This is a genomic window from Fructobacillus evanidus (assembly GCF_963580165.1).
In the GTDB taxonomy this organism is placed as follows: Bacteria; Bacillota; Bacilli; order Lactobacillales; family Lactobacillaceae; genus Fructobacillus; species Fructobacillus evanidus.
Genome location: NZ_CAUZLM010000002.1, coordinates 1 through 20,178 on the forward strand (window position 1 = coordinate 1; position 20,178 = coordinate 20,178).

A 20,178-nucleotide genomic window follows, 5' to 3' on the forward strand; every position below is an offset into this window, starting at 1 on the left:
ATATTGCTTACCGTCGATTGTTTGCAAACCGGATACGGCTTGGCCATCTGCACCAAAATAATAAGTGTTGGTTTGATCCCAAGCATTCGTCTGCTTTGTACCGTTAGTATAGTCAACATAGCCATTTTGATTCTTTTCCAAACCATTTTTGGCAGTTAAAATACCATTTTGATCGGCAGTATAGGTCTGGTTATTAACCGTTACTTCAGTGTTCTTGCGAACAGTGTATGTTTGGTCATCACCGAAGTAATATTGCTTACCGTCGATTGTTTGCAAACCGGATACGGCTTGGCCATCTGCACCAAAATAATAAGTGTTGGTTTGATCCCAAGCATTCGTCTGCTTTGTACCGTTAGTATAATCAACATAGCCATTTTGATTCTTTTCCAAACCATTTTTGGCAGTTAAAACACCATTTTGATCGGCAGTATAGGTCTGGTTATTAACCGTTACTTCAGTGTTCTTGCGAACAGTATATGTTTGGTCATCACCGAAGTAATATTGCTTACCGTCGATTGTTTGCAAACCAGATACGGCTTGGCCATCTGCACCAAAATAATAGGTATTCGTTTGGTCCCAAGCATTCGTCTGCTTAACACCATTAACGTAATCGACAAGTCCTTGGTCATTTTTTGTAATCCCATTGGCAGCTGTCGTGGGATTATCAGCACCAACTGAAGCACTTGGGCTGGAACCAACCAAAGAACTGCTTGAGCTATTAGCATCAGCTGATACATTATTTGATTGAACAGTCACTGTGCCAAATAAGCCGGCAATCAGTAAAGAACCGACTGCCCAGTACTTACCACTTTTGTACATTTTAAATCGCATTGTCCACTCTCTATCTCTTTATCATTGTAATAAAATATTTCTACTGTTACATTCTAACACAAAAAAAGCCACTACTTTCGCGGTGACTCTAATAATTAACGTAAATAATACGTCCCGTCACTACCGAAATAGTAGCTTTTTCCATCAATTGTTTGCCAACCTTGAACAGCACGGCCGTCACTGTCAGTCCAATACGTCAAACCCCAGGCATTGCGCCAGCCCTGATTTTGACGAACACCATTAACAAACCAATAATAAGTGCCCATATAATAGCGGAAACCAGTATATAACTGACCATTTTCATACCAACGATAACCACCATTTTGATCAGATCCATCATAGATATAGCCGCTAAAAGGAGTTAAAATTCCTGTACCATCAGCTTTGTACTGGGCATTGTTGATTGTCACTGTTTGATTAATACGAACAAAATAGGTTTCGTCATTACCAAAGTAGTATTGCTTCCCATCAATCGTTTGTAATCCTTGAACAGCACGTCCACTCGTATCTGTCCAGTATGTCAAACCCCAAGCAGACCGCCAGCCGGCGTTTTGACGCACGCCATCGACAAACCAGTAGTAAGTACCCATGTAATAGCGAAAACCTGTATATAACTGACCATTCTCATACCAACGGAAGCCACCATTTTGATCAGATCCATCATAAAGATAACCTTGCCATGGCTGTAAAACGCCATCCTTATCTGCTTGATACATTTGATTCTCATCAGTGACTGCTTGGTTTTCGCGCAAATTAAAAGTATTATCATCGCCAAAATAATATTGCTTTCCAGCAATCGTCTGTAAGCCTTGAACAGCACGACCATCACCACCAGTATAATACCGATTTCCCCAAGCATCATGCCAAGCATTATCTGAACGATAACCATTATCAAAGTAATAATAAGTGCCCATATAATACTGGAACCCAGTGTATGGCTGTCCATTTTCTAGCCACCGATAATCATTAACAGAAGAATCCCAAACATATCCCGTCGAGGATGTCGCCATGCCAACATAATCCATTGAAACATCAAAAGTACCACTAATCCCGTTAAAACCGGCATTTGAAGACCACTGCCACATACCATATTGTGTATTCCAAAGGTCATTAGCAGATGGCGTATATGGATATTGGGCCATCCAGATTCGATTATTTAACAGAAACGATGTGTTAAGATTCATACTATTTTTATAGTAAGCGTAGGTATACAAAGCACCATTGACAAAACCTCGACTTTTTAACTGGTCATTAAAAGCTTGGCTATTAGCAGATACACCACTATTTTGCGTTGAAGTATCTTCTAAATCATTTACTAATAAATCACTGCTAGCAAATCCTAATTGCGTTGCATAATCAGCAAAATAATTTGCTTCGGCCCGTGCACTACTTTGATCAGAATAAGTAGAGTAGTGATAGGCAGATACCTTTAAACCAACTGATTTAGCATTAGTGATTTGACTGCTGGCATATGGGTTATGATAATAGGTTCCTTCGGTCAATTTGACGATAATTCCCTTAACACCATTATTTTTCATAGTTTGGAAATCACTCGTTGAAAGATAACCATTGTTTGATGAAATATCAACGACATCCATCCGGGGTATTCCACTTTGGCCACCAGTTACCCGGTCAATATCATCAGCATGAACTGTTAAATGATTTTGATTAGCAACGACTCCAAGTGCTGTGATAGCCGTTAACGCTAACCACGTTTTTTTTAATTTCATTATTCTTTAACTCCTATTCAAGATGGTTCTACTTACATATTCAATGAGTGCTATGCTTTGCAAACTAAAAAATAATTAATCGTTTTCCTAATAGCACATAAAATTTATTAAAGCCAAATTTTCTAGCACCATCACCAATTAATTGGCACCTACCTTGAGACCTTAACCACTTACTGTCTCACTAAAATTATACGTACCAACCGTCTACTTCAACCACTGCCATATTAAAATAATAATTATTTAGAATTTTTCTCGTGTATTCCTTCTAACGTGACTTTTCACTTATTTTTAATCGTTCTTATTTTTGTTCGTCAAAATTAATTTTACAACATTATCTTTTTATTGTCATATGTAACTATTTAATCTCACTCCAGTGCGACTGTAGGTCATAATTTTTGCAATAACCTATCATTGACTAACTACGATTATGATCTCATTCGACAAAAAAAGACAAAATCCATCTGAATTTTGTCTTTTTTTGATTAGATTATCGGAGATAATACGTTCCATTATTACCGAAATAATAACTTTTACCATCAATTGTTTGCCAGCCTTGCACGGCGCGGCCATCACTATCCGTCCAGTACGTCAAGCCCCAGGCATTGCGCCAACCCTGATTTTGACGAACACCGTTCACAAACCAGTAGTAAGTGCCCATATAGTAACGGAAACCTGTGTATACCTGACCATTTTCATACCAACGGTAACCACCATTTTGGTCAGAGCCATCATAGGCATAGCCACTGATAGGTGTCAAAATACCAGTTCCATCTGCCTGGTACTGAGCATTTCCAATAGTCACTGTCTGATTTTGACGAGCATAATAACTACCATCATCACCAAAGTAATACAGCTTCCCATTAATCGTTTGCAAACTTTGAACAGCGCGACCATTGCTGTCAGTCCAGTATGTCATTCCCCAAGCTGATCGCCAGCCATCATTTTGGCGAACACCATTAACAAACCAGTAATAAGTCCCCATGTAATAACGGAAACCTGTATATGGTTGACCATTTTCATACCAACGGAAACCACCATTTTGATCTGTGCCATCATAAAGGTAGCCCGATGTTTTAGCAGCTTGGATTGCCTTTACTAATTTATCGGAAGCCGACTCAGTATCGGTTGTTGTATTAGTTGATTGGTTACTATTGGCATCTGTTGATTGGTTATTGTTCGTATTAGATGACTGGTCACTATTTGACGTTGTCGTGCTACTAGTTTGAGTCCCACTTGCTGCACCATTTGTCGCCATTCCCGTATAGTCCATAGAAACGTCAAACTTACCACTAATGCCATTAAAAGAAGCATTAGATGACCATTGCCACATACCAAAGCCAGTGTTCCAAAGATCACTACCAGATGGGGTATAAGGATATTGGGCAATCCAAACCTTACTATCGCCACCGTAAATTGAAGTATCAACGTTGTTGGTCTTCATATAGTATTTACCGCTATAAAGGGTTGTATTGGTAAAGCCACGGGCATGTAATTGGTCGTTAAAAGCTCGGATGTTGTCAGAAACATTTCCACCAACCGTACTGCTATCTTCCAAATCGTTAATTAATAAATCAGTACTTTTAAACCCGAGTTGTGATGCAACATCCGCGAAGTGATTTGCTTCTGCACGACCACCGTCCGGCGTGTTAAAATCAGAATAATGGTAGGCAGAAACAGTCAAACCAGCAGCACGAGCATTGGCAACCTGTGCTTGAGCATATGGGTTAGTATAACCAGTTCCCTCGGTCAATTTAACGATAATTCCTTTGACCCCATTATTGCGCATCGTCACATAATCTTGGGCCGTTAAATAGCCCTGATAAGAGGACACATCGACAACATCCATTCGAGGTAAACCGCTCTGGCCAGCAGTGACAGCAGCGATACTGTCAGCTCGAGCAACTAGGTGATGGCTAGCATCCACAACAACACCAAAAGTGGTTGCTGCCGCCAATGTTAGAAAAGCGTTTTTTACATTCATGGTTTCTTTTAATCCTTATTGGTGAAAGTTCTGCTTAGCATAGGTTACAGGCGATACTCCCTGCTGTGATGCTTGTGTGATAATTTGCTTAATATCACTTGGTGCCCATTGGTCGGCAGGCAAACCGGCAGCCTTTAGCTGAGCAGTTACCTGTTGAACCATTGATGAATCAACGGTTTGACCACTCAATGTTTTATTAGGATCGTAACTAGCTGATGTTTGTGGGTTAGCACCCTTTTGACTTGTTGCACTTGTCGAAGACGAGGTTGCAGATGATGCCACTGAACTGCTAGAACTAGCGCTGTCACTAGTACTTTTAGCCGTTGATGACACTGCCGAAGAGGTTGAAACCGAACTTGATGAAGTTGTTGATTCCTTTGAATTATGGTTAGTGCCCAGAGCATAGCCACCACCGGCAACAACAGCTGCCACTACAACAACCCCGATAATTGTCCCAATTTTTTTCACAAAAATTCTCCTTGATTAGTCATTCTCTCAAAGGTGACCCCTGAAGCTTGGCCAAGCCTATCATCGTCCATTTTACACTATCTGACCTATTTTTGCAGGTTCCAATCTGATTTTAATTTCCATTTAATCGAACAAGAGTAGCTCTAAATAAAAAGCGATGTCATCAATCATGACATCGCTTTTACTTTATTTTCCAATGAATTCATTCAACATGCCCGTGGCAATCCCAAAGTAAATCAGGATAGCCGCCCAATCGACCACCGTCTGCACTAATGGTCCATTCACCAATGCCGGATCCAAATTCACTTTACTCAATGCCGCCGGCACTAAGTACGCCAGCAACGATGAAAGCAGAATCGCAACGGTTGCAGACAAGGCAACAGCCAAGGCTAGCCCTTCGTTATCTTGCCAAAGGGAAACAACGGTGAAAAGAACCACGCCCGCTAAGATGGCAAGCACAAAAGAAGACAGCAACTCAGAAATCAGATTCTTCCAGAAAGACCGATCCGTGCTTGAACCAAAGTGACGGACAGCCAAGGCCAAGGATTGCGTGCCAGCATTTCCGGCAACTCCAGCAATGACCATAATAAAGGCAGCCAAAATTGGTGCCTGACGAATGGTGTGCTCAAAGCTCGCAACCAAGGCCACGGAGACAAGACCCAAAATCAATAGTGCCAAGAACCAAGGCATCCGCTTCAAAGCAGAGTGCCAGGGACTATCGTCGGTATCAGAAACATCGACGGCAGCCAAACCAGAGTACTCCTCGACCGCTTCCTCATCAATCACGTCAACAATATCATCAACTGTAATGATTCCTAACAAATGCTGATCATCATCCGTAACCGGAATGGCAAAAAAGTTGTAATCGGCCACGACTTGGGCGACTTCTTTTTGGTCATCCCCCGCCTTCACCGAAATAACCCGAGTATTGGTAATCGACTCAATCGTCATCTCATCCGGATGGGTCAGCAAGTCCCGCAAGGAAACGATTCCGACCAGGCGATGGTTTTCATCAACCACATAGACATAGATAATTGACTCGGCTTCTTCGGCCTGCTTTTTTACTTGGGCTAGAACGTCCTTCACTACTGAACTAGCAGCTACTGCCAGGTATTCCGTGGCCATCAAAGCCCCAGCCGTCTGGTCCTCATACTTAATCAAATTTCTGATTTCTTGAGCTTCTCGATGAGGCATCAATGCCAAATAGGTTGAGGCTAACCGGGCTGGCATGGCTTGAAACAAATCAGCCTCATTATCAGCAAACATTTCAACCAGGATATTAGCCCCCTTTTGTGGTGGCATCTCCTGCAAAAGGTCAACAACCTCTTCAGCATCGATTTCCAAGTTATCAAAAACTGTCGCAAGCGTTTCGTCATCCATGACCCGCCAGGCAACCTCTCGAATGTTCTTCGAAAAGCTGGCGTAAACCTGCCCCTTTTCAAAATCGTGCAGGTTGGTGAACTCGGTCATAAAGTCATCGTCTTGTCCGTTTTCGAGCAAGTCCGTTAAGGCATGGACAGCTTGTCGGACTTGCTGCTCATTGTCTAATTCCATGAAAGGATTCCTTTCCACTTCGTTTATCTTCCTTGAAAATACTACAAAATCAGCTTGGCTTCAACCTTAGTCGTAAACGTTTTTACCCTTGAATGTCCTTTAATGCCTGCAAATCAGCCGGCAAATCCGTTTGCAGATGGCGGTTTTCTTCAATAAATGGATCATAGAAGGTCATCTGGTAGGCATGCAAGGCTTGTCGCTTCAACCCATACCATAGTGGCCCGCCGTACAGGTCATCCCCTACTAATGGGAAACCGATGTGGGCAAAATGAACGCGGATTTGGTGTGTCCGGCCGGTATGCAACTGCACCTTGACCCGGGTCATCGGCTGATTTTCATCATTAGTGTACCGGTGTTCCACCCAATATTCCGTCTTTGATAATTTGCCATCAGGCGTCACCGTGCGCTTGATAAAGTCACCTGGTAAACGGCCAATTGGTTCTTCGATAATGCCGTGATCCTCTGGCAAGTGACCAGAGACGTAGGCCGTGTAGAACTTTTCCACCGAATGATCCTGCAATTGTTGATCCAAAACGGCATGAGCAAAGCGATGCTTGGCTAACAAGACAATCCCGGAAGTATCCCGGTCAAGACGGGTCACAACGTGGGGCACCAAGTCTTCGGCCCCTTCATCGAGCAAGTGCCCCTTCACCTGGTTAACCAACGTATGCAGTCGATCGGCATGCCCTGGAACAGTAGTGACCCCGTATGGCTTATCAACGGCCAAAAAGTGTTCGTCTTCATAAATCACGTCCAGCGGGGTGAAATCAGGAACGACCAAGTCGTTCCCCGTTTCAACCGGCATCACGATTGTGACCAAGTCGCCATCCTTAATATAATCGGAGGTGTACACCTGTTGGTCATTGACCAAAATAGCGCCCCCGTTATGCTTCATTTGTGAGAACATCCGGTGCGAAACACCGTGACTTTGTAAGAAAGAGCGGACCTTCCGTTCTTCTGTTCCCTGATATGTCCAAGAAAATTTCATACTAATTTATCTGTGCCGGTTAATGAACCGGCTCCTTTCAATTCCATGCAAAAGCGGTGCCTTTGCTCGACCAGACACCGCCCTGCCACTTATTCAACGTCTTCTTCGCTACTATCAGCGATAAAGGCCTGCTTAACCCGACTCCAAAAGTCTAAATGACGGAAGGAGGCAAAATGAACTTCTTTTTCGGCCACCTCAAACTCAACAGCCACAATGCCCTCGGCCAGAATCTCTAACTGGTCGCAGGTCAACAAAAAGGCCTTGGTCTTTGGTCGAATGGTAATCTTTTGCTCGGCCGGAACCACTAATGGCGATCCCAATGTTCGAAAGACCCGGTTATTAATCGACGCAATTTCAGACATTTGGATTGCCTTTAATGACGGGTGTAAGACCGCCCCACCGTTGGCCTTGTTATAAGCAGTCGATCCAGTCGGCGTTGCAATAGCGACACCATCACCCCGAAAGCCTTCAAAGCGCCGACCACTTAAGCAAATATCGGCAACCATCGTGCCAACTGGCTGCTTAATCGTCCCCTCATTCAAGGCCAAGTACTCCTGCCTGGCACCATCGGCTGTGACAGTCGTCATCTTCAGCAAGGGGTACGAAACGCGCTGACCTTTGTCATGGACTAAGCTGTTTACCAGTTCCTTGACTTCGCTGCCCAACCAATCGGTATAAAAGCCCAAATGGCCGGTATGTAAACCAACGAAACGCAAATCATCATTCCCATCGATATATTCGTGAAAGGCTCCCAACAGGGTGCCATCCCCACCAACGGAAATCACTAAATCGGGGTTCTCCCGGTCCAAGGCAATTCCCTGGGCTTTCAATTCTTTCTTCAGGTCGGCCACAATGGCAAGCGACTGGGCCTGATCATTATTGTATAAGGCGACTTTCATGCCTACTCCTCTAAGATCTTTTTTCTGCTTGCTAATCAAAAGGCCGGCCTAAGCCGGCACTTCTTAATCCTTTGCCTTAATCTCTGAAAATTCTTGTTCCAGTGAAAAGGTCTGATTGGAAATTTCCGTTAATTCTTCGGCCATCTCCGGTGAAATTTCACCATGCTTATAGCGCAAATCGTGTTCGATTGTTGCCCAGAAGTTCATCGCCAAGGTCCTGATTTGAATTTCTGCTAAGACCTTGTGCTCCCCATCCAATAAGGAAACGGGGTACTCAATCACCATATGGTATGACCGGTAGCCCGAAGGCTTGGCATTCATCACATAATCGCGTTCTTCCAAAATGGTAAAATCAGTCCGCTTGCGTAAGAGTTCCACAACCGCATAAATATCTTCAATATATTTGGTCATAATCCGCAAACCAGCAATATCTTGCAAATCGAGGGCCAGACGGTCTTCATGCAAGTGCCGACGCACAATCTTTTCTTCAATTGACGCCTGGGACTTCACCCGGCCCGTAACATATTCAACCGGCGTTGGCTGCCCGGCCTTTTGGTACTGTGCGCTGAGATAATTCAACTTCACTTTTAGCTCTGCGACGGCCTGGGTGTATGGTTCAAAAAAACTTTCCCACTCCACTACTCGGTCCTCCTTGAAACGTTGGCAATTTACTTGCCAAGATCACTTCCTATTCTACCATAAGTTTCACGGACCCTTGGGATAATAAAAAACAAACAACCGGTCAGTTGTTTGTTTTCTGTTGGATATTTAATGATTAATTAAAGCAAGACATCTTGTCTGTTCTTGTTAGCCAATGAAGCGGCACCAATGACACCAGCATCATTACCTAATTCAGCCAACTTCACAACAGTTGAAGTCCGAACAGTTGGGAAGGCAAACTTTGTCCAGTTCTTTTCAACACGCTCGCGCAAGAACTCACCTGCAGCGGCAACACCACCACCGATAACGATGGCTGATGGGTTCAAAATGTTTGAAATTGAAGCAGCTGCGTAACCCAAGTAGTAAGCCAACTTATCAACCGTTTCGTTAGCCAAATAGTCACCTTCCTTGGCCAAGTCAAAGATAATCTTTGAAGTTACTTCTTCACCGTTATCAATCATGCGGTTCAACTTTGATTCACCAGCATATTGTTCGGCAAAGTCTTGTGCCAAATGAACAACACCAGTTGCAGAAGCATATTGCTCCAAGCAACCGTGGTTACCACAAGTACACAAGTAACCATTTGGTTCAACGATGATGTGGCCAACTTCACCACCAGCACCGGCAACCCCATGAATCAATTCATGGTTGGCAACCAAGCCACCGCCAACACCAGTTCCCAAAGTAATGAAGGAAACATCGGCATCGTTGTTACCAGCACCCTTCCAGGCTTCACCTAAGGCAGCAACGTTGGCATCGTTATCAATTGTTAAGTCAAAACCAGTGCCAGCTTGAATTGGTTCCTTAACAGCTTGTTCTTGTGCCCAGTTCAAGTTGTAGGCACCCTTAACAGTTCCTTCTTCACGATTAACTGTTCCAGGAGTTCCCATACCAATCCCAATCACGCGGCTCTTGTCCAATTGGTACAAGTCCAAGTGATGGTTAATTGATTCAATAATATCAGGGACGATATGCTTACCGTCTTCCAAAATGTTGGTTTGAATTGACCACTTTTGTTGGACTTCACCTTCGTCAGTCAAAATCGCAAACTTAATGGTAGTTCCACCGAGGTCAACCCCGATTAATTTATCTTTTGCCATGATTTACTGTAGCTCTGCCGCAGTGGCCTGACAGAACATTCCTCCTGTGTCTTAGATTACTCAGTTATTTTAACAAAGGTTGTCTACTTTATGCAAGCGTTTACAAAAAATCAGCATAAGTTATTTTTTAAACAATATTATTCTGATTGTCCAATCAATCCAACTAAGGAAAAATCAGGCGAGCACAAAGCTTATTGCACACTACTTGCGGCTAAAAAGTCCGGACCGGAGTAATCCCCGGTCAACTTAGCCTCCTGGTCATGTTCCTTAGCCAAGATGACTTTCATTTTTTTATAGTCCTCTTTTGAAATCACATCGGCCTTGTAAAGGTTATCGACTTCCAAAGCAGCCATTTCAATATCCCAAAGGCGCTTGCCTAAATGAATAAAAACGTCATAGGTTTTTAAGTACTGTAAAATATCGTAAAAATTTTTCATCAAAATTCCCCGTTTCATGCAGACCTGATTTTCGGCCTTAACAAACAGTCGGCGAAACCCACCTGACTTGCCTGCCATTATACGCTGGCAAAGCCGATTACGAAAGTCCCAACGGTCGACTAGCCGAAATTTCCAGCGTTCTATGACCAGCCAAAAGAATCAAAAGCCCATTTTGAACTTGGTAGCCCGGATATTCCTGCTGTAAAGCCGTCTGGTAGAGACGAATTTGCCCCGTATATTGATAGCGAATTTTGGCTAGACCCTTATTTTGCTTTGGTCCTGGCGTCTTTGCCACATAATCCGTCTTGTAATCAAAGAGCGTAATTGTTTTTTGCTGGTCATCGATAAAGTAACCGTCGATAATTCCGTGAATTAAAATCGGTTCCGTCTCGGTTAAATCAGGATAGACCTGGTTAGCGGGCACCAGCATTGAAAACGGATTTTCCCGGTGTAATGTCTTAGAATGGCGGGCAATTGTTTGCGCCATCTCTGTTTGTAAGAAGTCCAAAATCTGGTCCAAGTCAACCAAGGTCGCCACCTGGTCCAAGACCTTGCCATCCGCCACCAAGCTAGCCAAGAGGTCTTCCAGGTCAGCCAATGTATACGGCTGATTAAAGTCAATCAACTGTAAAATCAGGTGGGTCGCCGTCCCCACAGCAGTTGGTGCTGGCTTGGCTTGACCGTCTTCCTCAAAGGCTGGTACCGGCAAGGTATCGGTCGTGAGCACATGGGCCGTTGGATCCAGAACGCGCTGGTCAGGACGGTGGCTGGCGTTAGCTTGGGTGGCTGGCTCGGCCGAGGAGTCTGACTTGCCTTGAACGCTGTTGTTGTTCGAGCCAGCACCGTCTTGAGCTTGTTGCCTGTTATCAGCAGCCAACTGCTGCGACTCTTCTCTACCTTTAGTTTCAACAGAATGACCCGACCACGACATTTGATGGCCAGCCTGGTCCAAGGTCAGCTTCGCCAATTGACCTTGGTCCGGATCTTCAAAGAGACTCTTAATTTCAGATACCGATTGATAGGCGGCCGTTTGGGTCGCTGGCCAGTTTGGATATTGGTAATTCAAACGGTCACGCAGGCGGTCGGTATCAATCGACTGCTTTGGCGTGACGGCGCCGGCCGCTAGTTCAGCAGCCGATGATCCGGCAGGCAAGTCAGCTGATTTCACCGTCAAGGGGCCAACTTCCTCTTCTGGAATAATGGCGACTTGAATCACACCAGTCTGTGGTGTCTGAGTCGATGGCACCCGTGGCGTTTGGACCTCGCCCAACCACTCGGTCAGCACCGGCACCTTCAACCGAGCCAGGGTGATCAACGTCCAGTCCAAGTAAGACTTGGACCGAAGACGCAAATCACGCCCCAAGAACTGCCCCGTCGTTGACCGCGCCTCGAGATAAAGTGCCCGTGGCCGGGCACTTTCATCCTCTTGCTTAGCGACGGTACCGACTAGGTAAAGTTGCTGCTTGGCCCGAGTTAAGGCCACGTAGTAAAGGCGCATTTCTTCCGACCAAGCCTGCCGTTGTAGAGCTTCCTTAACGGCATACTTTGCCATGGTCGCTACCTTAACTTTGGCATGCGGCTCCAAGTAATCAACACCGACACCGGCATCCTTTTGCACTAAGAAGTCGCCCTGCATATCGCGGGCGTTTAAATCCTTTTCTAGCTCCGGCAAAATCACGATTGGAAATTCCAACCCCTTGGAAGCGTGGATGGTCATCAAGGCAACACTTTCCTCGGCTGATTCCTGGGCTACCTCGCCCACTTCCTGACCATTCTTTTGAATCTCTTCAATGTATTGGATGAAGGCGTACAGCCCTGATTGGCCATTCTCCTGAAAGGCACCGGCCTTTTCATACAGGGCATGCAAATTAGCCTGCCGCTGGTTGCCACCAGGCAGGCCACCAGCGTAATCCAGCCAGCCGGTATCCTGGTAAATCGCCAAAACCAAGCCAACCAAATCATTTTGACGCGCCAACGATTGCCAGGCACCGAGCATTTCTAAGAACCTTTGACTACGGGCATGACTCTTGGCGTCCGCCACCACAGCAGTATAGAAATCATGGCGGCGGTCAGCCAAGCGAATTTCCGCCAAATCGTTTTCATCAAAGGCAAAAATTGGTGACCGCAGGACGGCCGCAAGTGGAATATCCTGGTGGGGATTATCAACAATTCGCAAGAGGTCAAGGACTAAGTACACTTCCATAACCTGATAGTAATTTCCAACCCCATCCGATTGGACTGGGATGCCGGCCTGATTTAACGTGCGTAGTAATTCAACGTAGCCAGTCTTGGACCGGGTGAGAATCGCAATATCGGAAAACTTGACCGGGCGCATCAAACCCGCTTTTTGGTCATAGACTTCACCCTTTTGAATTAGCCCCTGAATTTTTTGTGCTAAGTAGCGGTACTGGCTGGCCCTCTTTTCGCTATTGTCGGCTTCTGGTCCAGCCTGATTTTCACCACTTTCATCAGTCGCAAAGCCTGTCTTTTCCTTATTCGCCTGTTCGATAATATCCAGGTGAAAGACCGCTGGCACCATCTTTGGATAGGACGCCGCGGCAATCAATTTAGCAGAATCCTGGTATGGAATATCGCCCAGCTCTTCATCCATCAATTGGGTAAAAATCTGGTTAATAACCGTCGTTACGTTATTTTCTGACCGGAAGTTTTCAGCCAATTCAATTCGTTCATCAGGGCTGTCATCCCTAGCAAAGTCAAAGTATTTGCCGGTAAAGAGCGACGGATCCGCCTGACGGAAACCATAAATGCTCTGCTTGACATCCCCCACCATATACATATTTTCGCCGTTCGATAGGCTTTTCAAGAAAGTTTCCTGAAGACGGTTAATATCCTGGTATTCATCAACCAGGATTTCTTGAAATTGACTTTGTACCAAATTCAACACATCTTCCTGCTGCAAAATCAGCAAGGACAACTGCTCGGCATCCGAAAAGTCCAATAGGTTTTCTTCCCGCTTCTTAGCAGCAAAAGCATCCAAAAATGCCTGCGTCACCGTTACCAGCGTGCTTACCAACTGGTTACCGGCCGCATTAACCTGCTGCCACTGGTCTTCTGTCAAAGCAAAGATGGTTTGGTTCAAGTTGACGATTGCTCCAACCCGACCAGACTTGGCAAAGAAGGTGCTAAAGCCAGTCCGAGCGGCATCTAAGAGCGCCGCCAAATCCGGGTCTTCCTTAAAAACCTTGGCCGTCTTCGCCTGTGGGATTTTACCCCAGTCGGAGGCAATCAGCTCCCGTAATGTATCAAAGGATTGGTGATCGGTTAACGCCTGCTGGACTTGGTGAACCTTGTCCAAAGTTTCCTGGACAAAGTTGGCCGTCTTGTTTAACTCACTAATCCCCTCGATGTCCTGCAAGATTCCGGTAAAAACCTGGTCTGCCTGGTTAAAGGTCGCCAAAGTTTTTGGTGCTAAAAACTTTTGAAAATTATTCTGATCAATTAGGGCTGGCGCTGGTGTAGCCGCCGTTTCCTGAACTGTGTCAATTGTCGAGGCCGGCGCTGGTGCAGCCAAATCACCCGCCAAAGAAGCCAGCCACTCCGGACCATCGGGCCGGGCTAGGGCAAAGTCAGCCAGTTTTAAGACTTTTTCCTTCAGGTTTTGATCCTGATTTGGATTAGCAAAGTTATTGACTAAGGTCAAAAAAGCCTCATGGTCGGGATGACTTTGATCATAAAAGTCAGCAAAGACCGCCTCAATCACCCGGTCCTTTAACAGGTTTAGTTCCGCCTGGTCGGCTAGGAGCCGGTAACTGGGGTCGAGACCAATTTTATAGTAGTACGTATCGATTAGCTTCAGCGCAAAGGAGTCGATGGTCGAGACATTCGCAACGGGCAAGAGTGCCAACTGATCCAGCAAGAAGCGCTTTTGCTGGTCATCTGTCACCTGGCCAATTTGCTCCGTAATCGCCACTTCCAGCCGTTCCTTCATTTCCGCAGCAGCGGCATTAGTAAAAGTCACGATTAGAAACTCATCGACACTGGCACCGGCTAAAATTTTACGGACCAAGCGCTCAATCAGGACCGTCGTTTTCCCAGAACCAGCCGAGGCCGCCACTAAGATATTATGGCCACTATGGCTAATTGCCTTTTCCTGATTTTCGGTGTATTGTCTAGCCATTTTCACCATCCTCTTCTGCTTGTAACTGTTTGATGACTTCTTTCTTCCGCCCGGTATACTTTGGCACCTGGTAACGGTCGCCCAAGACCTTATCAAAGCGCATGATGTCCTTATAGGCCGAATATTGCAAGGCACTTTCAACCGGTCGAATTGGGAATTGCCCGGCTTGAATCTTTTCGGCGGCTTCCTGCAGTAGTTCTTGATTTTTCTTAGCCAAAAGGGCAAAATCAGCATCGGCAATCGTTTCCGATGTTGCCGTTGGCTGCCCATCCTTTGACATCGTTAACTGATAGTAGCGCGCCTTTTCCTTTGGTGCCAGTCGCTCTAGTTCGTCTAGGTAATCAGGATTATCCAGAGCCAAGCCCCGGTACTGAAAACTCTGACTAGTGGCTTTACCAGCCAATAACTCATCCACGTCACCGCGGAATTTAGCCAGTGGAATCACTTCTTGCTGGATTGGGGCAAAGAAGGCTCCACCAACACTTTGGATGCCCAACTGCTTGGCGTTTTCCTGAACAGCCTGCCAGTATGTCAGCAACTGAAGCTGCAGGCCATTGGCCGCATCACGGTAACTAAAGGTTTTTCCGGATGTCTTGTAATCAACCAACGTGGCAAAGTCCCCGGCTGGGTCCTGTCGGTCTAATCGATCAATCTTCCCACGGACGATGACCTCCCGATTACCTTCACCCAAACTCAAGGCCATCAGGTCTCCCTGAGGAAAACCGAAAAGCGTTTCAACCCGGTCTGGGGCAGACTGGTTCGTTTGGGCTGCCTGCGTTAGCTGTTTGAGCAACTCCTGGGCAACCTGGTCCAAATACTGGGCCACCGTCTTGCCTTGGCCGTCCTCATTTAATTCAGCAAATTGTGGTTCCTGGACCAACCGAGCCAATTCATCTTGAACGACCGTCTTAATCTCTGCTGGCGTGAGGTCACGAAGGGTTTCCTTCTTCTCAATTAGGTTGCCGACCGCCTTTTCAAAAAGGTCATGATAAATAATTCCCGTCGAGGCAGCATCCAGCTCGGCACTTGGCCGTTCTTGTAAGCGCAACCCATACTTCAAGAAGTATTCATAGGGATTTCGATAGAAAGCTTCAATTTGTGAAATTGAGACCCGCAGTGGCCGTTGGAATAACTCCTTGGCCAAAGCAGGAGTCAAAATCCGGGCCTGATTTTGATAATGGCGGCTCGATAGCACCCGGTCAACCTGGCCATCTAAGCCGGCATCTGCCAAGGCATCTCGGACCGCTTGAAAATCAGTTTCCTGACCAGCTAAATCGGTCATTTTAGCCAATTGCGACAGCGTCGCCGCCGGTGTTCCTAAGTAGTGCGCCGTTAAATCAACCAAGTTTTTGGCCTGTCCTGCCACCGGCTGAACCGGTACTAAAAAGAAATTCAGCAATCGGCTATAGTAAGGTGACATTTCGTTTTGCTTGCCCTCCTGATTTAACAGTGGATAGGACAAAACGACCTTTGACGAAGCAGCCTGCAGGGCCCCGTAGAAAACCAAATTTTCTTCGGCCATCTGGGCCGCAGCGGTTTGCCGCAAATAGCGTGGCGTTTCCTGCTCGGCCAATGCCGGCTGCACGAGCAGACGGTCTTGGTCCGTCAAAACGGTCTTATTCTTAACCTGCGCTGGTAAGGCCGACCGGGTTCCACCAATAAAGTACAAAACTCGGTACTTTTGGCTCTGCACGATTCCAGCCTCTGAAATGGTCAACTGGTCCAACTGGTTGGGAATACCCGTAAATTTCCCTCCGGCAAACCCTGATTGCAGGGCCGCCAAAAAGACCTGGCGGTCAAAGTCTTGATCACCGGCCACTTGGACAACTTGGTCCAAGATATTAATAAAGAGTTGCCAAACTTCCATGACCTGCTGGGCCTTAACCAAGTCGCCAGCTTCCACCAAGGCATCCCGGTGATTGATAATCGCCTTTTTAACCTGAAACTGGTCTAGGTAAGCCATCAAGAAGCGGGCGCCATCGCTTAACGTTTTCGCCTGCTTTAACCCTTGGTTCATGGCATCGAGGGCTTCCACCACAAAGCCCTTCAGAAGGTTCAGGCGGCGGTTAACCCGCTGATCTTGGTCAAAGCCAGGCCGATCTGGTTCACCGTTATCCTCAAACAGGATAAACTGCGCCTGCCGATCATGCCATTTCCGTGCGGAAGGACGGTGGCCGGCCAAATAATTATCAAGGTAGGCCACGGTTTCAAAATAAATGTCGTCACTAATTAGCTGGCCGTCTTGACTAGGACGCAAGAAACCGGTTTTCAAAATTGTCAGAATATTTTCCGGATAAAAGGCCTGGTTAACGGGACCAAGTAGCTTCGTCACCAACTCGACCAAAGGATGGTTACCCATCTTAATGTCATTGTCCAGGAAGTAAGCCAGGTCAAATTGGTTCATCACCGCTGGTAAGTGCTTACTATAAGGCCCCAGATCACGCGCGAGGACTAAGATATCCCGTAAACGAAGGTCGGGTTGGTCCTGTAAGTCCTGGCGGATTCGCCGGGCCACCTCTTCTAATTCCGTCACGGTATTATCCGCCACAAAAGCTTGTAAATTAGGTTCGATCTGTTGGCCTTTTGGCTCTTGGTAAGACCCCAATTTGGCCCAGGCCGGTAATAGGATTTCTTTCGTTGTTTTATTTTTTTGTTTTGAATCAGTAGCAGGCTGTTTTTTATCATTTGGTGCACTAATATCTTCAAACGGCTGATTTTGCCGGCCATCCAAAACCGTGATATCAATTTCCTTGTACCGGGCCCGTTTGATAATGGTTAAGGCCGTTGTCAGCGGTTTAGCATAAACATCCCCCGATTCAAAAGTGGTCAGCTGGTCTTTGTCACCCAAGATAGCCAAGGTCAAATCAGTTTTTTCAATCAAAAAATTCACAACTGACCATTCACCAGCCGTAAAGCCTGTAAACCCTTCGAGGTAGATGACAGTATTACTTAAGTCCAAGTTCTCGCTTTGCTCAACAAAATAAGGCAGGGCCTCTTGAGCCAACAAATAGCGTTCTGCCAAGGCCTCGTTGAAGGCATCCGCTACGACTGCTAAATCGCGGAGCTTCTGGCTTAGGGTCTTGGTCTGTAATGGATTTTTTTGTCCACTTTCCTGGACCTGGTCCAAAATAGCCAGTAAGTCCTGGGGACTGATTTCTGCACCACGTAATTCAGCTAACTGGCTAACCAAATTTTGTACAAAACCTTTCTTGGCCTGCATTCGGGCAAAGGTTGGCAAGAGGCTAGCATTTTCTTTTAAAATTTGGGAAACCAACACGAAGAGCCCGGCCTCTCCCAACACGGGTGGTTGGACCTTTCCTTCAGCCTGTAAGAAACGCCAGGCTAACCGAGTCAACGAATAAACCTGAACCTGCGATTGAGCAAAAACTTGGTCTGCCGCATAGCCCTGAGCCCGGGCCAACCGCTTTAAGACGTCAACTTCAGCATCAAACTTCACGTGATTGGGCACCACGTAGTAAATATCACGCCGGTCCTCATGGACCAGCTGGTTGTGGATTTGTTCAACCAGTTGTTGCCGGCTGTCTACTTCACCCGGTGTTAATAAAATGGTAACCGCCATGTCATCCCCTAGTCTTTTTTAGTTATATTTATTATACAAAAAAAGAACACGTTTCCGTGTCCTTCTAACTTAGTCAACGACGATCTTTTAACCGCTGTTGCATCAAATATTGGTAACGAGAATACCAAACATCAACGTACCCCTGCGAAAAAGGCCCTTTTTCGTTATTAATCCAGTCAACCAAAATCTTAACGTGTGCCTTTAAAATTTGATCAACTTCTTTAGGGTAATGCCATTGTTTACTGTGGGCCGCATACTCATCCGCATCTAAGAGATGTTTTTCCCCATCCGGGAAAACCTTAACGTCCAAATCATAATCGATATACTTGAGCGCTTCTTTATCCAAAGTGTATGGTGAGGCTAAGTTACAGTAGTAAGATATCCCGTTATCGCGAATCATCGCGACGATGTTAAACCAGTACTTCTTATGGAAGTACAAGATAGCCGGTTCGCGAGTCACCCAGCGCCGACCGTTATCTTCTGTCACCAAAGTATGGTCATTTAGACCAATAATGGCATTCTCACTGGTTTTCAACACCATCGTGTCACGCCAGGTTCGATGCAGCGAGCCGTCATGCTTATAGCTTTTGATCGTGATGACATCCCCTTCGCGCGGTCCGCGACTTGGCTTATCAACAATCATGCTCGTCCCACTTTTCTGACAAAAATTCCTTTTCGATTATACCATAATTTTAAAATCAGTTGGCTAATATAGTCAATTTTCTTCAGAAAAGACGGACATCAAAGGAGCACAGCTGGGCCAGTCATCCCTCTTCAAAGATCAATTAAAACGCAGGACAGCTGGTTCTCTTAAAATCAATCAAAGGAACAAAGCTGGTTAATCATCTCTCTTCAAAATCAATTGTTTCCAGGGCCTGATCAATGACCTCACCGCGGTACCCCTTAGCATAGAGGCCTTGTTTCACCTTATAGAATCGATCTTTTGCAGCCAGACGTTGGTGATGGCGAGCGATCTTTTCGGCCTGCTTATTAGCATTTTCTTGCTCATCGTCGTCATCGTTTGCGATATCCAAGTCGTTGATGACCTGGCTGGCCAAGTCATAGGAAAAGCCCTTTTGCACCAAAGCTTGTGCGACCTTTTGTTGGCGAATCACCGTTGAATCCCGTCGATGGGTCCGTGCTAATTTTTCTGCCATCTTTGTAGCAACGAGGACCTGGTCTTCTTCTGCAAAACCTAAGATGGCGTTTTCGATAATTTCTTCTTGGACCCCGGCCTGCTTCAAGTCCTGCGCAATCCCCCTGGGTCCCTTGGGATTAAAAACCTGTTTCGTGGCCACATAGTGTTTGGCATAAACAGCATCATCTAACAGGCCCTGCTGGCGCAAATGGCTGATGACCTGGTCAATGGCATCTTCTTCCACCTTCTTTTGCTTCAGGCGGTCTTTAACCTGACGAACGGTGCGCAAGGCGGGACTCAAATAGTTCAGCGCAATTTTAAGACCCTGATCAACCTTCTCCGCCTGCTTTAGCTCTTCAATCATGGCGTCATCGAGTTGGCGGCCCTTCAAGAGGCCAAATTTTGCCAAAACGTTTTCGGACAGTCCAAATGCAAAGTGTCCGTCCAATTCGATATTATAGCGGCCATCCCGCTTTTGTGTCGCAATTTTCGTGATTGTTTTCATAGGCCTATTTTACGAATTTTCAGCTAAAAACGCCAGTCATGGAGAACCAACGGCCGACAAGACATTATTGTTCAGATTAAGTTCACAGTAAAGTTTTTTCAGCTAATTTGTATTAGAAAACATTTAAATAAATTAGAATGAATCTTATCTATGGTTTTTTTGAAAAAAG

At 45.8% G+C, this 20,178-nt stretch carries 14 protein-coding genes; all 14 read right to left on the reverse strand.

Translation table 11 applies throughout. The features are described 5' to 3' along the window. Positions 1-831 (reverse strand): KxYKxGKxW signal peptide domain-containing protein (locus AABI08_RS01445; RefSeq protein ID WP_338343334.1); only part of this gene is annotated, 831 nt, incomplete at its 3' end. A gap of 95 nt (positions 832-926) precedes the next feature. Then, positions 927-2,561, reverse strand: a complete 1,635-nt coding sequence (locus AABI08_RS01450) for a GH25 family lysozyme (protein ID WP_338344110.1) — start codon at positions 2,559-2,561, stop codon at positions 927-929. Positions 2,562-3,048: 487 nt separating this feature from the next. Next, entirely contained in the window at positions 3,049-4,542 is a 1,494-nt protein-coding gene (locus tag AABI08_RS01455) for a GH25 family lysozyme (RefSeq protein WP_338344112.1), read from the reverse strand. A gap of 15 nt (positions 4,543-4,557) precedes the next feature. Continuing rightward, a complete protein-coding gene (locus AABI08_RS01460) occupies positions 4,558-5,010 on the reverse strand; it encodes a hypothetical protein (protein WP_338343336.1) in 453 nt (150 codons plus the stop codon). 186 nt (positions 5,011-5,196) lie between these two features. After that, positions 5,197-6,564 carry a magnesium transporter gene (mgtE, locus tag AABI08_RS01465; RefSeq protein WP_338343337.1) on the reverse strand — a complete coding sequence of 456 codons (1,368 nt, stop codon included), beginning with the start codon at positions 6,562-6,564 and terminating at the stop codon, positions 5,197-5,199. Between the two features lie 82 nt (positions 6,565-6,646). After that, positions 6,647-7,552, reverse strand: coding sequence for an RluA family pseudouridine synthase (locus AABI08_RS01470; protein WP_338343338.1), 906 nt, complete (start codon positions 7,550-7,552; stop codon positions 6,647-6,649). Between the two features lie 89 nt (positions 7,553-7,641). Continuing rightward, positions 7,642-8,451 (reverse strand): NAD kinase, encoded by an 810-nt coding sequence (locus AABI08_RS01475; RefSeq protein ID WP_338343339.1) that lies wholly within the window; start codon positions 8,449-8,451, stop codon positions 7,642-7,644. A 63-nt stretch (positions 8,452-8,514) separates the two neighbouring features. After that, positions 8,515-9,090, reverse strand: coding sequence for a GTP pyrophosphokinase (locus AABI08_RS01480; RefSeq protein WP_288845966.1), 576 nt, complete (start codon positions 9,088-9,090; stop codon positions 8,515-8,517). Positions 9,091-9,230: 140 nt separating this feature from the next. Next, positions 9,231-10,211, reverse strand: a complete 981-nt coding sequence (locus tag AABI08_RS01485) for an ROK family glucokinase (RefSeq protein WP_338343340.1) — start codon at positions 10,209-10,211, stop codon at positions 9,231-9,233. 191 nt (positions 10,212-10,402) lie between these two features. Further along, complete coding sequence (locus tag AABI08_RS01490) at positions 10,403-10,648, reverse strand: YqgQ family protein (protein ID WP_047975119.1); 246 nt, start codon at positions 10,646-10,648, stop codon at positions 10,403-10,405. A 97-nt stretch (positions 10,649-10,745) separates the two neighbouring features. Further along, complete coding sequence (gene addA, locus AABI08_RS01495) at positions 10,746-14,786, reverse strand: helicase-exonuclease AddAB subunit AddA (protein WP_338343341.1); 4,041 nt, start codon at positions 14,784-14,786, stop codon at positions 10,746-10,748. Further along, the gene (locus AABI08_RS01500) at positions 14,779-18,366 is read right to left on the reverse strand and encodes a PD-(D/E)XK nuclease family protein (protein WP_338343342.1); all 3,588 of its coding nucleotides are present in this window, start codon (positions 18,364-18,366) and stop codon (positions 14,779-14,781) included. Before AABI08_RS01500 ends, addA begins: the two co-directional genes overlap by 8 nt. A gap of 73 nt (positions 18,367-18,439) precedes the next feature. Then, positions 18,440-19,009 carry a nucleoside tri-diphosphate phosphatase gene (gene ntdP, locus AABI08_RS01505; RefSeq protein WP_047975116.1) on the reverse strand — a complete coding sequence of 190 codons (570 nt, stop codon included), beginning with the start codon at positions 19,007-19,009 and terminating at the stop codon, positions 18,440-18,442. A gap of 199 nt (positions 19,010-19,208) precedes the next feature. Beyond that, positions 19,209-20,009: a recombination regulator RecX gene (gene recX, locus AABI08_RS01510; protein ID WP_338343343.1), complete on the reverse strand. Its 801-nt coding sequence runs from the start codon at positions 20,007-20,009 to the stop codon at positions 19,209-19,211. Positions 20,010-20,178: the final 169 nt, after the last annotated feature.

What these genes read in the sequence shown, in the direction of transcription:
- AABI08_RS01450 (WP_338344110.1), bottom strand. Translation starts at nt 2,561, where the DNA reads ATGAAATTAAAAAAAACGTGGTTAGCGTTAACGGCTATCACAGCACTT.
- AABI08_RS01455 (WP_338344112.1), bottom strand. Translation starts at nt 4,542, where the DNA reads ATGAATGTAAAAAACGCTTTTCTAACATTGGCGGCAGCAACCACTTTT.
- mgtE (WP_338343337.1), bottom strand. Translation starts at nt 6,564, where the DNA reads ATGGAATTAGACAATGAGCAGCAAGTCCGACAAGCTGTCCATGCCTTA.
- AABI08_RS01470 (WP_338343338.1), bottom strand. Translation starts at nt 7,552, where the DNA reads ATGAAATTTTCTTGGACATATCAGGGAACAGAAGAACGGAAGGTCCGC.
- AABI08_RS01475 (WP_338343339.1), bottom strand. Translation starts at nt 8,451, where the DNA reads ATGAAAGTCGCCTTATACAATAATGATCAGGCCCAGTCGCTTGCCATT.
- AABI08_RS01485 (WP_338343340.1), bottom strand. Translation starts at nt 10,211, where the DNA reads ATGGCAAAAGATAAATTAATCGGGGTTGACCTCGGTGGAACTACCATT.
- AABI08_RS01490 (WP_047975119.1), bottom strand. Translation starts at nt 10,648, where the DNA reads ATGAAAAATTTTTACGATATTTTACAGTACTTAAAAACCTATGACGTT.
- addA (WP_338343341.1), bottom strand. Translation starts at nt 14,786, where the DNA reads ATGGCTAGACAATACACCGAAAATCAGGAAAAGGCAATTAGCCATAGT.
- AABI08_RS01500 (WP_338343342.1), bottom strand. Translation starts at nt 18,366, where the DNA reads ATGGCGGTTACCATTTTATTAACACCGGGTGAAGTAGACAGCCGGCAA.
- ntdP (WP_047975116.1), bottom strand. Translation starts at nt 19,009, where the DNA reads ATGATTGTTGATAAGCCAAGTCGCGGACCGCGCGAAGGGGATGTCATC.
- recX (WP_338343343.1), bottom strand. Translation starts at nt 20,009, where the DNA reads ATGAAAACAATCACGAAAATTGCGACACAAAAGCGGGATGGCCGCTAT.